Here is a 20348-nt window from a genome sequence, read left to right as displayed (position 1 = left end):
CATGCGCCGATACCTGTTCCCGCTGATTATCGGCATTCTGGGCTGCGCCATCCTGATTTCGCTGGGCCTGTGGCAGCTGCGCAGGCTGGACTGGAAAGAGGACATGATCGCCCGCATCCAGTCCCGCATCGACAGCGCGCCCGTGGCTCTGCCGGCCGCCGTCGATCCGTCGATGAAATATGCGCCGGTCTATGTCGCGGGCCAGACCACGGGACAGGAAATCGACGTGCTTTCGGGCACGCGCGAGTCGGGCGGCGGCTATCAGGTGGTTTCGGGCTTTGTCACCGATGACGGCCGTCACATCCTTTTGGATCGCGGTTTCGTCGATCAGGATCACAAGCACGATCCGCGCCCGCCCGTGCGCCTTGAGGTGGCGGGAAACCTGCATTGGCCCGATGAAAAGGGCAGTGCCACCCCCGAGCCGAACCTTGATGCGAATATCTGGTTCGCCCGCGACGTGCCGGCGATGGCGGCCGCGCTGGGGACCGAGCCGGTGCTGGTCGTCGCCGCCGAAATCCGGGGCGACGCACAGGGGGTGGTGCCGATCCCCGTCGCCATCGAGGGCATTCCGAACAACCATCTCAGCTATGCGATGCAATGGTTCATGATCGCGGCGGTCTGGGCAGGGATGACAGTGGCGCTGATCTGGCGTATCAGGCAACGTCAATTCTAGGGGGACGCAATGCGTTACGTTTCGACCCGGGGGCGGGCTCCGGTCTTGGACTTCGAACAGGCGATGATGACCGGGCTTGCGCGCGACGGCGGCCTGTATCTGCCCGAAACGGTGCCGGTCTTTACCGCCGCCGAGATCGCGGCGCTGGACGGTCTCAGCTATGAAGAGGTCGCGCTGCGCGTCATCACCCCCTTTGTCGGCGACAGCTTCACCCAGGATGAGCTCAGGGGCGCGATCGCCCGCGCCTATGCCGGTTTCGATCATGTCGCGCGCGCGCCGATGATCCAGCTGGCGCCGGGCCATCATCTGCTTGAGCTGTTCCACGGCCCGACGCTGGCCTTCAAGGATTTCGCCATGCAGCTGATCGGTCAGCTGTTCCAGCTTGCGCTGGCGAAATCGGGCAAGCGGGTGACGATCCTTGGCGCGACCTCGGGCGATACCGGTTCCGCCGCCATCGAGGCGTTCCGGGGCCTGTCCAATGTCGATGTGTTCATCATGTATCCGCATGGCCGCGTCAGCGAGGTGCAGCGCCGCCAGATGACCACGCCCGCGGATGCCAATGTCCATGCGCTGGCGGTGGATGGCACCTTCGACGATTGTCAGGCGCGGCTGAAAGATCTGTTCAACGACCATGATTTCCGCGACGGGGTCGGGCTGGCCGGGGTCAATTCGATCAACTGGGCGCGGGTGCTGGCGCAGATCGTCTATTACTTCACCGCCGCCGTCAGCCTTGGCGCACCGGGGCGCGAGGTGGATTTCACCGTGCCGACCGGGAATTTCGGCGACGTCCTTGCCGGGTCCTTTGCCAAGGCGATGGGGCTTCCCATCGGCCGTCTGGTCGTGGCCACGAACCAGAACGACATCCTGTTCCGCGCCCTCGGCACCGGCGAATACCGGGTCGGCACGGTCGAACCCTCGATCAGCCCGTCCATGGATATTCAGGTCAGCTCGAATTTCGAACGCGCGCTGTGGCTGGCTTACGGCCGCGACGGCGCTGCGGTCAGCCAGCTGATGGACGAGCTGAAATCGGGTGGCTTCACCATCAGCCAGGGCGCGCTGGAACACCTGCGCGAGATTTACGTCGCCGGCCGCGCGTCAGAGGATGAGACATCGGCGATGATCGCCACCATCCGCGCCGAAACCGCAGAGGTGATCTGTCCCCATACCGCCGTGGCGATCAAGGTCGCGCGCGAACATCTGCGCGACGGCGTGCCGATGATCAGCCTTTCGACCGCGCATCCGGCCAAGTTTCCCGATGCGGTCGAGGCGGCCACCGGCATCCGGCCGCCGCTGCCGGCGCATATGGCCGGTCTTTTCGACCGCGATGAGCGTGTGACCCGTATTGAAAATGACGCCGATGCGATTAAATCGCTGATCCTTGAACGGAGAACAGTGTGAGCCAACCCCGCATCAGCACCCTGAGCAACGGCCTGCGTGTCGTCACCCGCGACATGCCCGGCCTGCATTCCGCAGCCATCGGCATCTGGGTGAATGCCGGCGGCCGCGACGAGCGCAGCGAACAGAACGGCATCGCCCATTTCCTTGAGCATATGGCCTTCAAGGGCACGCCGACGCGCAGCGCGCTGCAAATCGCCGAGGCGATCGAGAATGTCGGCGGCTATATCAACGCCTATACCTCGCGCGATGTGACAAGCTATTATGTCCGCGTGCTGGCGGGCGATGTCTCGATGGCGCTGGACGTGATTTCGGATATCGTGCTGAACCCGGTTTTCGACGCGCGCGAGATCGAGGTCGAGCGCGGCGTCATCTTGCAGGAAATCGGCCAGTCGCTGGACACGCCCGACGATGTGATCTTTGACTGGCTGCAAGAGGCGGCCTATCCCGACCAGCCCATCGGCCGCACCATCCTTGGCCCGGCCGAACGCGTCAGCCATTTCTCGCGCGAGGATCTGGCCGGGTTCACCGCCGAACATTACGGCCCCGAACGCATGATCGTGGCCGCCGCGGGCGCAGTCGATCACGACCGCATCCTGCGCCAGGTCGAGGCAAGCTTTGCCCATCTGGCCCCCCGCGCGGCGACCGCACGCGTGCCCGCCCGCTGGCAGGGTGCCGAAACGCGCCGGGTGAAAAAGCTGGAACAGGCGCATTTCGCGCTGGCCTTCGAGGGGCCGGGCTATCAGTCGCCGGAATTCTATGCCGCGCAGATCTGGACCTCGGCGCTGGGGGGCGGGATGTCCTCGCGCCTGTTCCAGCGCATCCGCGAGGAACGGGGCCTGTGCTATTCGATCTTCGCCCAATCCGGTTTCCATGAAGATACCGGCATGGTCACGATCTATGCCGGCACCTCGGGCGATCAGGTCGCCGATCTGGCCAACCTGACCGTGGACGAGATCAAGCGCGCCGCCGAGGACATGTCCGAGGCCGAGATCGCCCGCGCCCGCGCCCAGCTCAAGGCCGGGCTGCTGATGGGGCTGGAAAGCCCCACCGGCCAGGCCGAGCGCATGGCGCGGTCGCTGGCCATCTGGGGCCGCATCGCCGATCCGGCCGAGGTGGCCGAACGCATCGACGCGGTCAGCGTCGCCGATGTCCGCGCCCATGCCGAGGCGCTGATCGCGGCGGCCCGTCCGGCGCTGGCGCTGTATGGCCCGGTCAAGCTGGCGCCGACGCGGGCCCGGTTGGCCGAAAGGCTGGCTGCATGATGTTTGCGCGCCGCCGTTCGCCGCAACTGGAAACCGAACGGATGGTGCTGCGCCTGCCGGTTCAGGCCGATTTCGCGCCCTGGACCGCGCTGCGCGTGGAAAGCCGGGCCTTTCTGACGCCCTGGGAACCGGTCTGGGCGGCCGATCATCTGGCGCGCAAAAGCTTTACCAACCGCGTCTATTGGGCACAGCGCGCCAGCCGCAACGGCACCGCGCTGCCGCTGTTTCTGATCCGCCGCGACAGCACCTTTCTGGGCGCGATCACGCTGGACAATATCCGCCGCGGCCCGGCGCAATCGGCCACGATCGGCTATTGGATCGGCCAGCCCTTTGCCCGTCAGGGCTATATGCGCGAGGCCATCGGCGCGCTGGTCCACCACGCCTTTACCCAGCTGGATCTGAGCCGGATCGAGGCCGCCTGCCTGCCCGAAAACGCCGCCTCGCGCGGGGTTCTGGAGCGTGCCGGCTTCAAATATGAAGGCGTGGCGCAAAGCTATCTTCAGATCAACGGCCGCTGGCGCAACCATGTGCTTTATTCGAACCTGCGCCATGACCGGCGCGGCAAGACAGGCGCCGGAATTTAACGAAATTCCGCTTTCACCCTTGGGTTGAAATGGCATACTCGGCCTGCGGTGACGGATGCCGCGTATCGGCGGGAAGATGTCACCATGGGTCTTTATGAACTGATCTTCGGCGAAACGGCGCCATCGCTCGCGACCTTTCGCGCGACGCCGGGCAGCATCGAACATGGCGATGAGGGACAGGGGTTCATCTGCGATCTGGGCCAGTTTGCGGGACAGGGGGGCGGGCCTTGCCAGTTCACCACGCAGGGCGGTGGCGAAGGCGGCATCGGCCGGATCACCGCGATGCCCGTGACCGCCGCGACCTTGCAGCCCGATTATTACTTTCCCTATGTGACCGGCGGCTATGGCAGCGTGGCGGTACCGATGGGATCCCCGGCCGGCACCATCGTCGGCACCGGGGCGATGAACGGCTGCCGGCTTTTGGTGTCGCGCGACGATGCGAACCAGCTGCATTTCTATCACGACGCCAATGGTCAGCATCTGAACCTTGTGAATGGCGGCGTGCATGTGGCGATTCCGGTCACATTGCCCAACGGCCTGCCGGGCAGCGATCTGCAAAAGGTGCTCTGCGACATTCCCGAAAGTAAATATGCCAAGGGCAATCGCGGTTTCGACCTGTCGGTTCAGCGCACCCAATCCAGCGGCGCGCCGGTCATGTTTCAGCACCATCTGATCGCGATCCGCCGCTCCGATTGCTGGGAGGTGTATAATTTCGGCGTTCTGGTCAGCGGCCCCGGCACCGCGCCCGAGGGCTATCGCGACGGACCCGCGAAACTGGTCGCGCGCTTTCCCGAGGATGGCTAGGGCGGGGCATCAGGGCAGAGAGGCGAGGCGGATCGACGGGGTGGATCGACGGAGCGGATCGATGGGGCGGATCGACAGGGCGGATCGACAGGACGGATGGGCGAGGCTGCGGTTTTCAGCCCCGCGCGGATCGACTATGACGGGACTGCCCCTTAGCCCAGCCGCAGGTGACCGCCATGCTGAACCCCGCCGACGATGCGCTGGCCGCGCGCCTGCCCAAGGGGGTGCTGCGCCCGATCACGCCCGCCTATCTTGAGGAACCGCGCCGGCGTCTGACCGGACAGGCCGGGCTGGTTGCCGCCCCCCGCAATGTCGACGAGGTCGCGGCCATCGTCCGCGCCTGCGCCAAGGCGCGGGTGGGCATCGTGCCGCGCGGTGGCGGCACCGGGCTTGTCTGGGGCCAGATCCTGCCACAGGGGCCGGCGCCGCTGATCCTGTCGCTGGAACGGATGACCGCGCTGCGCGGCCTCTGGCCCGAGGAAAACGTTCTGATCGCCGAGGCGGGCATGACCCTGCAAGCGGTGCGTGACGCGGCCGATGCGGCGGGGCGGCTTTTCCCGCTATCGCTGGCCAGTCAGGGCACGGCGGCGATCGGGGGCTGTCTTTCGACCAATGCCGGCGGGGTTACCGCGCTGCGCTATGGCACCGCGCGGGCGCTCTGTCTGGGGATCGAGGCGGTGCTGCCCGACGGGCGCGTGGTCCATGACCTCAAGCGGCTCAGAAAGGACAATACCGGCTATGACCTGCGCGACCTGCTGATCGGGGCCGAGGGCACATTGGGCATCATCACCGCCGTCAGCCTGCGTCTGGTGGTGCCGCCGCCGAATATCGGCGTCGCCATGTTGCAAGTGCCCGGCCCCGAGGCGGCGCTGACGCTTTTGTCGCTGGCCGAGGGGCGCATGGCCGGCGGCGTCACCGCCTTCGAGCTGATCGCGGGGCAAAGCCTCGCCTTTCTGGCCGAGGTGCTTCCCGATATCCGCCAGCCACTGCCGGGCGCGCCGTGGTCGGTGCTGATCGAGGTCGGCCTGCCCGAGGGGCTGCCTGCTGCCGCGGCGCTTGAGGGGCTCTTGGGCGATGCGATGGAACGCGGGCTGGTTCTGGGCGGCGTGATCGCGCAATCGGGACAACAGGCCGCCGATTTCTGGCATTTGCGCGAACATATCCCCGAGGCGAACCGCTTGATTGGCGCCATTGCCAGCCATGATATCAGCCTGCCTTTGTCGGAAATCGCGGGCTTTATCCGCGATGCCGGCGCGGCGCTGGCGGCGCGTGGTGATATGCGGGTGAACTGTTTCGGGCATCTGGGCGACGGCAATCTGCATTACAACCTGTTCCCGGCCAGGGGGCGCGTGCGCGGCGATTACGACGCGCTGCGCGGGGATCTGTCCGATCTGATCCATGAGATGGTGGTGGCGCGCGGCGGCTCGTTCTCGGCCGAGCATGGTGTCGGCCGGCTCAAGACCGGAGAACTGGACCGCTGGGGCGATCCGGCGCGGTTGGCGGCGATGCGGGCGATCAAGACGGCGCTGGACCCGCTGGGGATCATGAATCCCGGGGCGGTGCTGTCTGCAACAGCGGGCCAAGCCGCGCCCGCAGATGGTCCAGATAGGAGCTGACGCGCGGCGGCACAAAGGGCTGGGGCAGATAGAGCGCCTGAATGTCCAGCATCGGCGCCGCGCAATCGGGCAAGAGCCGTTCCAGCCGGCCGGCGGCGACATCCTCGGCCACCACAAAGCTTGGCGTCAGCGCCAGCCCGTCGCCCGCCAGCACCAGCCGGCGCACGGCCTGCGCGCTGTTGACGGTGATCCGGCCGGGCAGGGCCACGCCCACGACCTTGCCCGCGACGACAAAGCTCGCCCGGTGCGGCATCGCGGCATTGCTGTCGCGGATGTTTTCATGCTGGCGCAGATCGTCGGGATGGGTCGGCCGGCCGCGCCGGGCCAGGTAATCCGGGCTGCCCACGACCCAGGTTTCGGTCATGCCGATCCGGCGCGCGATCAGGCTGGAATCGGCCAGCACGCCGATGCGCAGCGCCAGATCGAAACCCTCGCCCGCCAGATCGACATAGCGGTCGGTCAGGTGCAGGTCGATGCTCAGCGCCGGGTGATCGGCCAGGAAATCGCGCGTCAGCTCGGCTGCGAACATCTCGCCAAAGGTGACGGGCGCGGTCACCCGCAACCGGCCGGTCAGCGCGCCCTCTTCGGCGCGGGCCTCGGCATCCAGTTCCTCGACCGCCGACAGGACGCGCCGCGCCGCGCCCAGATAGCGCGTCCCCGCCGGGGTCAAGGACAGCGACCGCGTGGTGCGATTGAGCAGCGTCACCCCCTGCTGGGATTCCAGCGCGGCGACATATTTGCTGACCAGCTTGTTGGAAATGCCCAACCGCTGTCCGGCCCGCGTGAAGGACCCCGAATCCACCACCGCGACAAAGGCGCGCAGCCCGTCGATCCGATCCATCAATATCCCCGATATGGCGACAATATTTCCACGAATATGCAGATTATCGCGACAATAAAAAGGCCCTATCTGAGCGTCATCAAGACAATCACACCATCATCACCGGGATGACCGATATGAGCCTTTTGACCGCAACCCCGACCGATCCGGCGCGCAATGCCGATATCGCGGCCCTGATCCTGCGCCTGATTTCGGGTCTGTTTTTCCTGACCCACGGGCTGATCAAGCTGTTCGTTTTTACCCCCGCCGGTACTGCGGGCTATTTTCAGTCGCTGGGTCTGCCGGGGGTGCTGGGCTATCTGACCATGGCGCTGGAAATCGCGGGTGGCATCGCGCTGATCCTTGGGCTTTTCACGCGGCAGGTGTCCTTGCTTTTGGCGGCGACCTTGCTGGGGGCGGCGTGGTTCGGCCATGCCGGCAACGGCTTTACCTTCAGCAATCCGGGCGGCGGCTGGGAATATCCCGTCTATTGGGCGGCGGTCATGGTGGCGCTGTCGTTTCTGGGGGATGGCGGCTGGTCGCTGGCGCGGCGGCGCTAAGCGACCGCGCGCGGCCCCGGCGCTTGTTTCCGCTGCGGATGGGTCCGCGCAATGATCCTGCGCAAGCCGGCCCCCGGGCCGGCCTTTCCTTGCGCGCATGGCTGGCTTGATTTGTCCCGCCCGGCGAATGGGCCTATGCATCCGCAACCGCAATGCAAGGGGGCGCCGATGGCCGAGGAATTCCTGAACCGTATTCGTCACAAGGACTTGCGCGCGCGCGTCACCAGTGCCGACCGGGCCGCAGAGCTGATCCGCGACGGCATGGTGCTGGGGATGAGCGGCTTTACCCGTTCGGGCGAGGCTAAGGCGGTGCCGCTTGCGCTGGCGGCGCGGGGCCGGGCCGAGCCGCTGAAAGTCACGCTGATGACCGGGGCGTCGCTGGGCAACGATCTGGACAAGATCCTGGCCGAGGCCCATGTCACCGCCCGCCGCATCCCCTTCATGTCCGATCCCGGTCTGCGCCGGGCCATCAATGCCGGCGAGGTCATGTATATCGACCAGCATCTGAGCGAGACGGTCGAACAGCTGCGCACCTGTCAGCTGGCGCCGATCGATATCGCCATTGTCGAGGCCGTCGCCATCACCGAGACCGGCGGCATCGTGCCCACCACCTCGGTCGGGAATTCGGCGAGCTTTGCGCTTTTGGCCGAAAAGGTGATCGTCGAGATCAATACCAGCCAGTCCGAGGCGCTGGAGGGGCTGCACGACATCTATATCCCCAGCTATCGCCCGACCCGGATGCCGATCCCCATCGTGGCGCCCGACAGCCGGGTCGGCCTTCCGTTTATTCCGGTGCCGCCCGAACGGATCGCGGCCATCGTGTTTTCGTCGAAAAAGGACAGCTCCGCCGCCGTGGATCAGCCCGACGGGGACACCCGCGCCATTGCCGGCCATCTGATCGAGTTTCTGAAAAACGAGGTCGCGCATTCGCGCATGCCCCACCACCTGCATCCCTTGCAGGCCGGGATCGGCAGCATCGCCAATGCGGTGCTGCACGGGTTCATCGACAGCCCCTTTCACGATCTGACCATGTATAGCGAGGTCTTGCAGGATTCGACCTTCGACCTGATGGATGCGGGCAAGATGGTCTTTGCCTCGGGCTCGTCCGTCACCCTGTCCGAGGCGCGCGCGCGCGAGGTGATGGCGCGGTTCGAGAGCTACAAGGGTAAGCTGCTCTTGCGGCCGCAAGAGATCTCGAACCATCCCGAGGTGGTACGGCGGCTTGGCCTGATCTGTATCAATACGGCACTGGAATTCGACATCTATGGCAATGTGAATTCGACCCATGTCATGGGGACGCAGATGATGAACGGGATCGGCGGATCGGGCGATTTCGCGAGGAATGCGTTTCTTTCGGTCTTTGTCACCAAATCGACGGCCAAGGGCGGGCGGATTTCCTCGGTCGTGCCGATGGTCAGCCATGTCGATCATACCGAACATGACGTGGATATTCTGGTCACCGAGCACGGGCTGGCCGATCTGCGCGGGCTGGCGCCGCGCGAACGGGCGCGGGTCGTGATCGCCAATTGCGCGGGCCCGGACTGGCGCGATGCGTTGACGGATTATTACGAGCGGGCCGTCACGCGCGGCGGGCATACGCCGCATCTGCTGGAAGAGGCGCTGAGCTGGCATGACCGGTTGCGCCGCACGGGGACGATGGCGCCGCAATAGGGCCGGCATGTGGAAACGCCCCGCGCGAATGGCGGGGCGTTTCTGTGCGGCGCGGCCGCATGGATATTTATGTGAAGAAGAAAATCACCAGGCGGGGATGACGGCGCCCGTATATTTGTCCTGGATGTATTTCTTGACCTCGGGCGAGTGATAGGCCTCGATCAGCGTCTTGGTCCAGTCGGCGTTTTCGTCGCCTTTGCGGACCACGATCACGTTGGCATAGGGGCTTTCGGCATTCTCGATGGCGATGGCGTCCTTTTCCGGGTTCAAGCCGGCTTCGAGCGCGTAATTGGTGTTGATGATCGCCACATCCGCATCGGCCAGCGCGCGCGGCAGCTGGGCGGCGTCGAGTTCGAGGAATTCGACCTTTTTGGCGTTTTCGGTCACATCGAGCGGCGTCGGCGACAGGCCTACCCCATCGGCCAGCGCGATCACGCCCTTATCGGCCAGCAGCAGCAGCGCGCGGCCGCCATTGGTCGGGTCGTTCGGGATCGCGATCTTGGCGCCTTCGGGCAGCTCGTCGAGAGATTTCAGCTTGTCGGAATAGACGCCCATCGGCGTGGTGATGGTCTTGGCGACCGAGACCAGTTCAAAGCCGCGATCCTTGATCTGGTTGTCCAGATAGGGCTGGTGCTGGAAGCTGTTGGCATTCAGGTCGCCATCGTTCAGCGCCTGATTGGGCACGACGTAATCGGTGAATTCGATGATGTCGATGTTCAGGCCCTTGGTTTCGGCGACCTTGGCCACCTGTTCCATGATCTCGGCATGTTCGCCGACCGAGACGCCGACCTTGATATCCTCGGCCGAGGCCATGCCAGCGGCAAGCGCCAGCGATGAGACCAATGCGATAAGGCTGAGTTTGCGCATGTTTTGTCCTTTCATGCTTGCTTACCGGCCCCGGTTGCGGGGCGCGCGTTTGTCAAAGCGGGATGCGATCCATTCGCCGCAGCTCTGGACCGCCTGCACCAGCAGGATCAGGATCACCACCACGGCCAGCATCACCTCGGGCATGAAGCGTTGATAGCCGTAGCGGATGCCCAGATCGCCAAGGCCGCCGCCGCCGACCGCGCCGACCATGGCCGAATAGCCGATCAGGCTGACCACGGCGAGCGTCAGGCCAAGGATGATGCCGGGCATCGCCTCGGGGATCAGCACCTTGCGCACGATCTGAAAGGGGGCTGCACCCATGGCGCGGGCGGCCTCGATCAGGCCGGCATCGACCTCGCGGATGGCGGTCTCGATGAGGCGGGCAATAAAGGGGGCGCTGGCGATGGTCAGGGGCACGATGGCCGCCGTGGTGCCGATCGAGGTGCCGGCGATCAGCCGCGTCAGCGGGATGATCGCGACGACCAGAATGATGAAGGGGGTCGAGCGCGCGGCATTCACGATCAGGCCCAGCACCGTGTTCAGGATCGGCGCCGACAGCAATTCGCCCCGGCGCGATGTGGCCAGAAAGATGCCCAGCGGCGCGCCGATCAGCGTGCCGAGAACCGTGGCCATGGCCACCATATAGAGCGTTTGCAGGGTCGATTCCCACAGGATCGGGATCAGGTTAGCCGACATAGCCAAGCACCTCGGTCATCAGCCCATGGTATTCAAGAAAGCGGCGCGACTCGTCCAGCCGGCCGGCGGGCAGGCCGACGATCAGGCTGCCGAAAGGCTGGTCGCCGATTTCCTCGATCGCGCCGGCAAGGATATTGACGCTGACGCCGCGTTCGGCGGTCAGGCGCGCCAGCATCGGGTCGGTGGCGTGGCGGCCGGTGAAGGTGACCTGCACCACCGCCTCGGCCTTGATGCCTTGCGGGGTGTCGCCCAGCTGGCCGGCGATGAAATGCGGCACCGCGACCCCGGTGACGCCTTGCAGGAACGAGCGGGTGGTGGCGTGGGCAGGGCGTGAAAAGACGGTATAGGTTTCGCCCGCCTCGACGATGCGGCCGGCCTCGATCACCGCGACATGGCTGCAAATGTCGCGCACCACGCCCATTTCATGGGTGATCAGCAGGATGGTCAGGCCAAGATCGCGGTTGATGTCCTGTAAAAGCGCCAGCACCTGCCGGGTGGTGTCGGGGTCCAGCGCCGATGTCGCCTCGTCGGACAAAAGCACGCGCGGGCCGGTGGCCAGCGCCCGGGCGATGCCGACGCGCTGTTTCTGGCCGCCCGACAGTTCCGCCGGATAGCGGTTGGCCTGTGCGCCAAGGCCGACGCGCTCGATCAGCTCGGCCACGCGGGGCGCGATGCGGGCCGGGGCCTCGCCCGCGATTTCCAGCGGCAGGGCGATGTTTTCCGCGACCGTGCGCGAGGCGAGCAGGTTGAAATGCTGAAAGATCATGCCGACTTCGCGCCGGATCGCGCGCAGCTGGGCGTCGCTGGCCGCGCCGACATCGCGGTCATTGACGATGACCTTGCCGGCGCTTGGGCGTTCCAGCCCGTTGACCATGCGCAAAAGCGTCGATTTGCCGGCCCCCGAACGGCCGATGACCCCGGTCACCGCGCCCTGGGGCACATCCAGCCAGACATCCTGAAGGGCAAGGAAATCGCCGCCATCGCGTGTCGCGCCGTCCTTTTGCGGATAGCGGCGCGTCACGCCCTGAAATGAAATTGCCGGCTCTGCCATGGCCGTGTTCCGTGTCCCGTCCTGAATGTCAGGCGTGACCTATGCCCGCCAAGGGGGGCATTGCAAGGGGGGCGGGGGCCGCAGAGCGACAACGTCATTCCATGCGCCGGACCGGGAATGGAATGACGTTCTTTTTCGTCGTAATTATGCGGCGGAAAGCGCCGCGACGATGGGACCGAAATCGACGGCCTTGAGGCTGGCGCCGCCGACCAGCGCGCCGTTCACATGCGGGATGGCGAAAATTTCCGCCGCATTCCCGGGCTTGACCGAACCGCCATAGAGCAGCGCCATATCCGCGCCATCGGCGAAGCGGGCGGTCAACAGCGCGCGCATGCGGGCATGGACTTCGGCGATCTGGTCGTTGGTGGGGGTGCGGCCGGTGCCGATGGCCCAGACCGGTTCATAGGCGATCACGGTGTTGGCGGCACGCGCGCCATCGGGGACCGATCCGGCCAGCTGGGCCGCGATCACGTCCAGCGTCTGGCCGGCGTCGCGCTGGGCTTCGGTTTCGCCGACGCAGATGACGGCGATCAGGCCGGCCTCATGGGCGGCCTGCGATTTCGCCAGCACCTCGGCATCGGTTTCATGATGATCGGTGCGGCGTTCGGAATGGCCCAGGATCACATGGCTGGCGCCGGCATCTTTCAGTTCGGCGGCAGCGATGTCGCCGGTATGGGCGCCCGAAGCTTTCGCATGGCAATCCTGACCGCCGACGGCAAGCGCCGTGCCGGCGCGCGCGGCCATGGCATGGATCAGAGTGGCGGGCGGACAGATCAGCACGTCGCAGCCGGGGGTGGGATGATCCGCGATCAGCCGGTCGATTTCGGCCAGCGATGCCAGGGTTCCGTTCATCTTCCAATTGCCGGCGGCAAGTTTCTGCGGGGCCATCTCGTCCCTCCCATGGGTTTGGTCGGGGATGGATTATGCCGCAGGGCATGGGCGATCAAGGCCGCTGTCGCGGATTGGGCGAAAAACCAGCGAAAAAATCCGGGGGCGGGATCTTTCGGGGGCCGCTCAGGATTGCTGGGCGCGCGAGCCTTCGAGGGGGGCGAAGCTGACGGATTCGCCGCAGCCGCAGCTGTCGGTGACATTGGGGTTGCGAAACTTGAAGCCGGATTCCAGCAACCCGGTTTCATAGTCGATTTCGGTCCCGAACAGGAACATCTGCGCCGTGGGCGCGATCAGCACCCGGGCCGCGCCCTGTTCGACAACCTCGTCGCCGGGCTGGGCCGCATCGGTCAGCTCCATCGTGTATTCCATGCCGGCGCAGCCGCCCTTCTTAAGGCCGATGCGCAGCCCCTGGGCGGATTTCGCGGCCATCAGGGTCGCAATCTGGCGTTCGGCCGAGGGCGTGATGGTGACGGGGGATTTGCCGGGGATCGAAAACATCGCGGGTCTTTCCTGTTCGCTGATCAACACATAGGAACATGGCGCGCCATGCTCAAGCCCCGGTGGGGCAGAGGGGTGCTTGACTCTGGTCGCGGGGTGGCTATAAGCGCCGCTTCTGTTGGTGTTGGTGGCCCCCGCAAGGGGAATCCTGTCGGGCATTATGCCAAAGGACAACGCCCTTCGAGAACATAACATAAAGAAGGAGATCAGCGATGACCAAACGCACCGCTGCCAAGTACAAGATCGACCGCCGCATGGGCGAAAACATCTGGGGCCGCGCCAAGTCCCCGATCAACCGCCGCGAATATGGCCCCGGCCAGCACGGTCAGCGCCGCAAGGGCAAGCTGTCGGATTTCGGCACCCAGCTGCGCGCCAAGCAGAAGCTCAAGGGCTATTACGGCGATCTGACCGAGAAACAGTTCCGCCGCATCTATGCCGAGGCCGAGCGCGTCAAGGGCGATACCGGTGAGAACCTGGTCGGCCTGCTGGAGCGTCGTCTGGACGCGGTGATCTATCGCGCCAAATTCGTTCCGACCATCTTTGCCGCCCGCCAGTTCGTGAACCACGGCCATGTGACCGTGAACGGCAAGCGCGTGAACATCGCGTCCTATCGCGTCAAGGAAGGCGATGTGGTCGCCGTCCGTGACCGTTCCAAGCAGCTGGCCATCGTGCTGGAAGCCGTGGGTTCGGCCGAGCGCGACGTGCCCGACTATCTGGAAGTCGACCACAACAAGATGACCGCGACCTTCGTGCGTACCCCGGTTCTGGGCGATGTGCCCTATGCCGTGCAGATGGAACCGAACCTGGTCGTCGAATTCTACGCCAAGAACTGATCCTTTCGGGATCACGCGGATTTCAGGGCCGTCCCTTCGGGGGCGGCTTTTTCGCATGTGGCGCGGTCGGTTTGGATATTTGGATGAAGAAGAAAGCCCGGCCGTTCACATTCGGGAAATGCCGGGAGCGGTGGCTTGCATGGCGGTTGTGCTTGCGGGAATGATGCCGCCGGAAATGGTATGGAGACGATGATGCGGGCGTGGGCGGTGATTCTGGTCGGGGCCTTGGGGATGGCGGCGCCGGTTCTGGCCGAGGATGCGGCGGTGGTGCCGGATGTGGCATCAGATGCGGCGTCGGATGTGGTGGAAAGCCCGGTGGCGCAGGCGCCCGCGCCGGTTCCGGCCGAAGATGCGGCGGCGGCACCCGAGGTGGCGGATGCCCCTGTGGACGACGCGCCCGCGCCAGCCGCGCAGGTGGCCGAACCTGCCGCACCGCCGGCGGATGGCCCGCGTCGGGATGAACGGCTTTGGACCTGCGAGACGTCGCTTTCGGGCGAAAGGACCGAGGTCAACTATGTTCGTGACGATGAATTCCGCCAGAATGTCGGCCGGATCGAGAAGAATTTTTCCGGCTGGGGGCGGATCAGCTGTCCCGGCTATGTTACGTTGCGCGAGATCCTGCGCCGCAACCAGATGGCCGATGACGGCAGCTATTGCCTGCTGTGGGACAAGGCCAACGACACCTATATCGGTGCGCAGATCGGGCCGCGCAAAGGCAATGCCCTGTGTCGCAAGACCTTTTGCGAGCGGGTGAATGGCGCGCGGGCGGCCACGTTCCGCAATGCCAATGCGCTTGCCATCGCGGGCTATGACGCCGTGACCCAGCGGCCCGGCGCGACGATTCTGGCGGCGACCTCGGGTCAGATGGTCGGAACGCTTGAGGCGGCGGGGGCCGCCGCTGCGGGGATCGCCGCCTCGCCGGTGGCGGTGGGCTCGATGGTGATCGGGACCGCCGCGGTTGGCGGCAGCATGTGGTATTGCGCCGAGGAATAGGCGCGGCCATGCCCGTGCCGGGGCGCTAAAGCACCGGTCTGAAATGAAAAAACCCCGGCATTTGCCGGGGTTTTCTGTTTGTCGTGGCCTGTGGATCAGGCTTTGGCCAGATTGCGCAGCACGTAATGCAGCACGCCGCCGTTTTCGAGATATTCGATCTCGACCTCGGTATCGACGCGGGCTTTCAGCTTGATCTTCTTTTCCGAGCCGTCGGCATATTTGATCGTCGCATCGACCAGCGACAGCGGCTTGAAGTCGCCTTCGAGCCCGTCGATCGAAATCACCTCGGTGCCTTTCAGGCCCAGCGTCTTGCGGTTGTCGCCACCCGTGAATTCGAACGGGATGACGCCCATGCCGACCAGGTTCGAGCGGTGGATACGTTCGAACGATTCCGCGATGACCGCCTTGACGCCCAGCAGGTTCGTGCCCTTGGCCGCCCAGTCGCGCGACGAGCCGGCGCCGTATTCGATGCCGCCCACCACGATCAGCGGGATGCCGGCGGCCTGATAGGCCATGGCGGCGTCATAGATCGAGCTTTGCTTGCCGTCGGGGCCGGTTGTATAGCCGCCCTCTACGCCGTCCAGCATCTCGTTCTTGATGCGGATATTGGCGAAGGTGCCGCGCATCATCACTTCGTGGTTGCCCCGGCGCGAGCCGTAGCTGTTGAAGTCCTTGGGCGCGACCTGACGCTCGGTCAGATAGACCCCGGCGGGGGTCGTCGGCTTGAAGGAACCGGCCGGGCTGATGTGGTCGGTGGTGATCATGTCGCCCAGAAGCGCCAGCACGCGGGCGCCGTGGATATTGTGGATCGCGCCCTTGTCCTTGCCCATGCCCTGGAAATAGGGCGGGTTCTGGATATAGGTCGAGCTGGCCGGCCAGTCATAGGTTTCGCTGTCGGTCACCTCGACGCCCTGCCAGCGCTCGTCGCCCTTGAAGACATCGGCATATTTCGACTGGAACATCTCGCGGGTGACGATGGTGTCGACCAGATCGGCGACTTCTTTCGAGGTCGGCCAGATGTCTTTCAGGAACACGGGCTTGCCGTCTTTGCCGGTGCCGATCGGCTCGCTGGTCAGGTCGATATTCATGTCGCCGGCGATCGCATAGGCCACGACCAGCGGCGGGCTGGCCAGATAGTTGGCGCGCACGTCGGGCGAGATCCGGCCTTCAAAGTTGCGGTTGCCCGACAGGACCGAGACCGCGACCAGATCGTTTTCGTTGATCGATTTCGAGATTTCCGTCTGCAGGGGGCCGGAGTTGCCGATACAGGTGGTGCAGCCGAAACCGACCAGGTTGAAGCCGAGCGCGTCCAGATCCTCCTGAAGGTTGGCGGCTTTCAGATATTCCTCGACCACCTGCGATCCGGGCGCGAGCGAGGTTTTCACCCAGGGTTTGCGGGTCAGGCCAAGCGCGCGCGCCTTGCGGGCGACGAGGCCCGCGGCCATCAGCACATAGGGGTTCGAGGTGTTGGTGCAGCTGGTGATCGAGGCGATCACCACCGAGCCGTCATGCAGCTTGTAATCCTCGCCCTCGACGGCGCCGGATTTATAGCCTTCGTGATGGCCGGGCAGGTCGCCGGGGGCGGGGGCGCCGCCATCGGTGGCCCAGCTGCGGCCAATGCGCTCGGGCGTGGGCAGCTTGCGGGTGTCGCAGATGTATTTCCGGAACTCAAAGGCCGAGTCGGTCAGCGCGACGTGATCCTGCGGGCGTTTCGGGCCCGAGATGGCGGGGACGACGTCGCCCTGATCCAGTTCCAGCGTCGAGGAATAGACCGGCGCGTAATCGGCGCCGCGCCAGAAGCCGTTCTGTTTCGCATAAGCCTCGACCAGCGCGATGCGGTCCTCGTCGCGGCCGGTCTGACGCAGATAGCGCAGGGTTTCGTTGTCGATCGGGAAAAAGCCGCAGGTGGCGCCGTATTCGGGGGCCATGTTGGCGATGGTCGCACGGTCGGCCAGCGGCATGTGGTCAAGGCCTTCGCCATAGAATTCGACGAATTTGCCGACCACGCCATGCTTGCGCAGCATCTGCACGACCTTGAGCACCAGGTCGGTGGCGGTCACGCCCTCGCGCAGCGCGCCGGTGATCTTGAAGCCGACGACCTCGGGGATCAGCATCGAAATCGGCTGACCCAGCATCGCGGCCTCGGCCTCGATGCCGCCGACGCCCCAGCCCAGAACGGCAAGGCCGTTGACCATGGTGGTGTGGCTGTCGGTGCCGACCAGCGTGTCGGGATAGGCGATCTCGGTGCCGTTCTGGTCCTTGTCGGTCCAGACGGTCTGGGCCAGGTATTCAAGGTTCACCTGGTGACAGATGCCGGTGCCGGGCGGCACCACGCGGAAGTTGTTGAACGCGTTCTGACCCCATTTCAGAAAGGTGTAACGCTCCATGTTGCGCTCATATTCCAGCTCGACGTTCTTCTGGAAGGCGCGGGGGGTGCCGAATTCGTCGATCATGACCGAGTGGTCGATGACCAGATCGACGGGGTTCAGCGGGTTGATTTTCTGTGCGTCGCCACCCAGCGCCTTGATGCCGTCGCGCATCGCGGCCAGGTCCACCACGGCCGGAACGCCGGTGAAATCCTGCATCAGCACGCGAGCCGGGCGATAGGCGATCTCGCGCGGGTTCTGGCCGCCCTTTTGCGCCCATTCGGCAAAGGCCTTGATATCCTCGGTGCTGACGGTGCGGCCGCCATCCTCATAGCGCAGCAGGTTTTCCAGCACGACTTTCAGCGAGGCGGGCAGTTTCGAGAAATCGCCAAGACCGGCCTGGGTCGCGGCCTCGATCGAGTAATAGGCGTAATCCTTGGCGCCGACCTTCAGCTCGCGGCGGGTCTTGGCGGTATCGGTTCCGGTTTCGATGGGCATGCTCGGCTCCCTGGTCCCTTGTGAAGGTGGCTGAATGGCGTATCGCCCGGCCCATGTGCCCGTTTTCCGGTATCGGATCAAGGGCGGGCCGGTGTTGTATGCAATGGTATGCCGGAAAATTGCTGCGACTGCAAGATGTGGGTTTCGCGCCACGGTCGCAATCGGGGAACGCGTCGCTAACAAAGCCTTGATTTGTCGGGTTGGGCGTGCCGGTTTACCTGAGGGCTAGCGCGAAACACCGGGAATGGCAGAGATATGGCGGCAGCAGAGATCAATTTGAACCATGCGGTACGGATTCGCAGGGGCAAGGGATTTCTGCCGCTGGCCATGGCCGCGTGGCTGATCTTGATGGGCGCGGGCGGCGCGGCCTTGGCTCAGGACGGGATGGACGGGGGTATGGGCGATGCCGCCACGGATGGCGGTTATGGCGATGATGCCGATGGTGGCGCGGGCTATGGCGACAGCGCGGGTTACGGCACGGGCTACGGCGACGAGGCGTCGCCCGGCGATCCGGGGCCGGCGGATCCGGGCCTGCGCGATTCAGAAATTGCCGGAACGGATACGGGGGCCGGCGATGGCGCCGGGTCGTCGGACCCGTCGGCGACCGGGGGGCTGGTTACCGAGACGGTCGAGGATGACGGTATCGTCGGCCTGATCGAGGCGCCCGAGGACGGCTCTGGTCTTGACGGCGCGCTGATCGCGCCGGGCAGCTTTCCCGACAGCCCGTATCCCGATGCGGCGGGCGGCCCCGGCATGGCCTCTTTTGCCCAGGTACAGCCCCGCGCGCGCATGATCGGCCCCATCGGCCTGCCGCCGGTGGTGGTCGAGCTGTTCACATCGCAGGGCTGTTCGTCCTGTCCGCCCGCCGACGAGATGCTGGCCGATCTGGCCGATCGCGACGATGTTCTGGCGCTGTCATGGCATGTCGATTACTGGGACTATCTGGGCTGGAAGGATCAATTCGCCCAGCCCCAGTTCACCCGCCGCCAACAGGCCTATGCCCATGCCTGGGGCGAACGCGCGATCTATACCCCGCAGGTGATCGTGGGCGGGCGCGACACGCTGATCGCGCTGCGTCCGGCCGAATTGATGGCGCTGTTGCAGGCCCAGATGGCGCGCCCGGCCGAGGTGATGGTGTCCTCGCGCCAGCTTGAAGGGGGCTACCGGATCGAGCTGACGCCGCGCGCGCCGATCCCGGGCCGGGTCGCGATCATTCTGGTGCGTTATGCGCCCAGCCGCAGCGTCGCCATCAAGGCCGGCGAGAATCGCGGCGTGAAGGTCGAATACCGCAATATCGTGCTGGCGGCCGAGCGGATCGCCGAATGGGACGGCCGCGGGCCTCTGGGGATGACGGTGCGGCCCGGCGCGCGCGGCCTGGGCAATAATGGCGCCTTTCCCAACGATACCCGCCACGCCATTCTGGTCCAAGACATGGATGACCGCAGCAATGCCGCCAACGGCCCGGTTCTGGCGGCGATCCGGCTGGATTAATCCCCGCCAGACCCCCGCCAGACCCCCGCCAGCCCACCCGCGCGACCTCGCCGCTTGCCCTGATGGCCGGGCTGGGCGAAAAGAACAGGCGTTCAGGCGCATGCCGCCACCGAACAGATGCCGCACAGGAACCGACATTGCCGGAGACCCCGATGACCGAACCCCGCAAGATCAACCCCTGGCTCAGCGCCGGGCTGGAATTCGGGCCGCTGATCCTGTTTTTCGTCATTTTCCGGTGGTTCAAGGACCAGCAGGTGATGATCGCGGGGACGGAATATTCCGGCTTTATCGTCGCCACGCTGGCCTTTATCCCGGTGATCGTGATCTCGACCCTGTTGCTGTGGAAGCTGACGGGCAAGCTTGCGCCGATGCAGATCGTGACATTGGTGCTGGTCGTGGTCTTTGGCGGGCTGTCGGTCTGGTTGAACGATCCCGCCTTCTTCAAGATGAAGCCGACGATCATCTACCTGATTTTCGCGGCGCTTCTGGGTTTCGGCCTGATCCGGGACCGCAATTGGCTGGAACTGGTGATGGCCAAAAAGCTGCCCATGCAGCCCGAGGGCTGGCGCATTCTGACCATCCGCATGGTGCTTTTGTTTCTGGGCCTTGCCATCGCCAATGAAATCGTCTGGCGGATGATGTCGGAAACCGCATGGGTCAACTTCAAGACCTTCGGCCTGCCGGCGATCATGGTGGTGTTCTTTGTCGCCAATTCAAAGCTTTTTGAACGCTACGCCTCGCCGCGCGACGGCGAATGACGGCGTAAAGCTTGCCTC

At 65.1% G+C, this 20348-nt stretch carries 19 protein-coding genes; 12 read left to right on the top strand and 7 right to left on the bottom strand.

The window, feature by feature from the left end; genetic code table 11:
* Position 1: 1 nt before the first annotated feature.
* The 6 genes from ACFOMH_RS12375 (at position 2) to ACFOMH_RS12350 (ending at position 6337) form a co-directional block, all read left to right on the top strand.
* On the top strand, positions 2-673 hold the full coding sequence (locus ACFOMH_RS12375; protein ID WP_374424390.1) for an SURF1 family protein: 672 nt from the start codon (positions 2-4) through the stop codon (positions 671-673).
* 9 nt (positions 674-682) lie between these two features.
* Positions 683-2071 (top strand): threonine synthase, encoded by a 1389-nt coding sequence (gene thrC, locus ACFOMH_RS12370; protein WP_377744798.1) that lies wholly within the window; start codon positions 683-685, stop codon positions 2069-2071.
* Positions 2068-3333 carry a M16 family metallopeptidase gene (locus ACFOMH_RS12365; RefSeq protein WP_377744797.1) on the top strand — a complete coding sequence of 422 codons (1266 nt, stop codon included), beginning with the start codon at positions 2068-2070 and terminating at the stop codon, positions 3331-3333. Before thrC ends, ACFOMH_RS12365 begins: the two co-directional genes overlap by 4 nt.
* The gene (locus ACFOMH_RS12360; protein ID WP_374424507.1) at positions 3333-3917 is read left to right on the top strand and encodes a GNAT family N-acetyltransferase; all 585 of its coding nucleotides are present in this window, start codon (positions 3333-3335) and stop codon (positions 3915-3917) included. The genes ACFOMH_RS12365 and ACFOMH_RS12360 overlap by 1 nt, the downstream gene beginning before the upstream one ends.
* An 84-nt stretch (positions 3918-4001) precedes the next feature.
* Positions 4002-4721: a hypothetical protein gene (locus tag ACFOMH_RS12355; protein ID WP_377744795.1), complete on the top strand. Its 720-nt coding sequence runs from the start codon at positions 4002-4004 to the stop codon at positions 4719-4721.
* 176 nt (positions 4722-4897) lie between these two features.
* Complete coding sequence (locus ACFOMH_RS12350) at positions 4898-6337, top strand: FAD-binding oxidoreductase (RefSeq protein ID WP_377744793.1); 1440 nt, start codon at positions 4898-4900, stop codon at positions 6335-6337.
* Here ACFOMH_RS12350 and ACFOMH_RS12345 read toward each other — a convergent pair.
* Positions 6264-7178, bottom strand: coding sequence for a LysR family transcriptional regulator (locus tag ACFOMH_RS12345; protein ID WP_377744791.1), 915 nt, complete (start codon positions 7176-7178; stop codon positions 6264-6266). The two genes, ACFOMH_RS12350 and ACFOMH_RS12345, sit on opposite strands and share 74 nt — an antisense overlap.
* 107 nt (positions 7179-7285) lie before the next feature.
* Between ACFOMH_RS12345 and ACFOMH_RS12340 the strand changes: the two genes are divergently transcribed.
* On the top strand, positions 7286-7717 hold the full coding sequence (locus tag ACFOMH_RS12340) for a DoxX family protein (RefSeq protein ID WP_374424378.1): 432 nt from the start codon (positions 7286-7288) through the stop codon (positions 7715-7717).
* Between the two features lie 168 nt (positions 7718-7885).
* Positions 7886-9388 carry an acetyl-CoA hydrolase/transferase family protein gene (locus tag ACFOMH_RS12335; RefSeq protein ID WP_377744790.1) on the top strand — a complete coding sequence of 501 codons (1503 nt, stop codon included), beginning with the start codon at positions 7886-7888 and terminating at the stop codon, positions 9386-9388.
* A gap of 84 nt (positions 9389-9472) precedes the next feature.
* Here ACFOMH_RS12335 and ACFOMH_RS12330 read toward each other — a convergent pair whose 3' ends face one another.
* The 5 genes from ACFOMH_RS12330 to ACFOMH_RS12310 form a co-directional block, all read right to left on the bottom strand.
* Positions 9473-10255 carry a MetQ/NlpA family ABC transporter substrate-binding protein gene (locus ACFOMH_RS12330; RefSeq protein ID WP_377744788.1) on the bottom strand — a complete coding sequence of 261 codons (783 nt, stop codon included), beginning with the start codon at positions 10253-10255 and terminating at the stop codon, positions 9473-9475.
* Positions 10256-10276: 21 nt separating this feature from the next.
* Positions 10277-10951: a methionine ABC transporter permease gene (locus ACFOMH_RS12325; RefSeq protein WP_374424372.1), complete on the bottom strand. Its 675-nt coding sequence runs from the start codon at positions 10949-10951 to the stop codon at positions 10277-10279.
* Positions 10941-12002: a methionine ABC transporter ATP-binding protein gene (locus ACFOMH_RS12320; RefSeq protein WP_377744786.1), complete on the bottom strand. Its 1062-nt coding sequence runs from the start codon at positions 12000-12002 to the stop codon at positions 10941-10943. The genes ACFOMH_RS12325 and ACFOMH_RS12320 overlap by 11 nt, the downstream gene beginning before the upstream one ends.
* A gap of 144 nt (positions 12003-12146) precedes the next feature.
* Entirely contained in the window at positions 12147-12890 is a 744-nt protein-coding gene (gene tpiA / locus ACFOMH_RS12315; protein ID WP_377744784.1) for a triose-phosphate isomerase, read from the bottom strand.
* A 126-nt stretch (positions 12891-13016) separates the two neighbouring features.
* Positions 13017-13391: a HesB/IscA family protein gene (locus ACFOMH_RS12310; RefSeq protein WP_374424367.1), complete on the bottom strand. Its 375-nt coding sequence runs from the start codon at positions 13389-13391 to the stop codon at positions 13017-13019.
* A 212-nt stretch (positions 13392-13603) separates the two neighbouring features.
* Between ACFOMH_RS12310 and rpsD the strand changes: the two genes are divergently transcribed.
* Positions 13604-14224 (top strand): 30S ribosomal protein S4, encoded by a 621-nt coding sequence (gene rpsD / locus ACFOMH_RS12305; RefSeq protein ID WP_374424366.1) that lies wholly within the window; start codon positions 13604-13606, stop codon positions 14222-14224.
* 189 nt (positions 14225-14413) lie between these two features.
* The gene (locus ACFOMH_RS12300) at positions 14414-15217 is read left to right on the top strand and encodes a hypothetical protein (protein WP_377744781.1); all 804 of its coding nucleotides are present in this window, start codon (positions 14414-14416) and stop codon (positions 15215-15217) included.
* Positions 15218-15312: 95 nt separating this feature from the next.
* On the opposite strand, the gene acnA is transcribed toward ACFOMH_RS12300, so the two are convergent.
* Entirely contained in the window at positions 15313-18081 is a 2769-nt protein-coding gene (gene acnA / locus ACFOMH_RS12295; RefSeq protein WP_377744780.1) for an aconitate hydratase AcnA, read from the bottom strand.
* Positions 18082-18357: 276 nt separating this feature from the next.
* On the opposite strand from acnA, the gene ACFOMH_RS12290 reads away from it, so the two are divergent.
* Positions 18358-19572 carry a DUF1223 domain-containing protein gene (locus ACFOMH_RS12290; protein WP_377744779.1) on the top strand — a complete coding sequence of 405 codons (1215 nt, stop codon included), beginning with the start codon at positions 18358-18360 and terminating at the stop codon, positions 19570-19572.
* A gap of 152 nt (positions 19573-19724) precedes the next feature.
* The gene (locus ACFOMH_RS12285) at positions 19725-20330 is read left to right on the top strand and encodes an inner membrane-spanning protein YciB (RefSeq protein WP_377744778.1); all 606 of its coding nucleotides are present in this window, start codon (positions 19725-19727) and stop codon (positions 20328-20330) included.
* Positions 20331-20348: the final 18 nt, after the last annotated feature.

The organism is Paracoccus mangrovi, assembly GCF_042648425.1.
Taxonomy (GTDB): domain Bacteria; phylum Pseudomonadota; class Alphaproteobacteria; order Rhodobacterales; family Rhodobacteraceae; genus Paracoccus; species Paracoccus mangrovi.
This window is presented reverse-complemented; position numbering and strand designations above follow the sequence as displayed.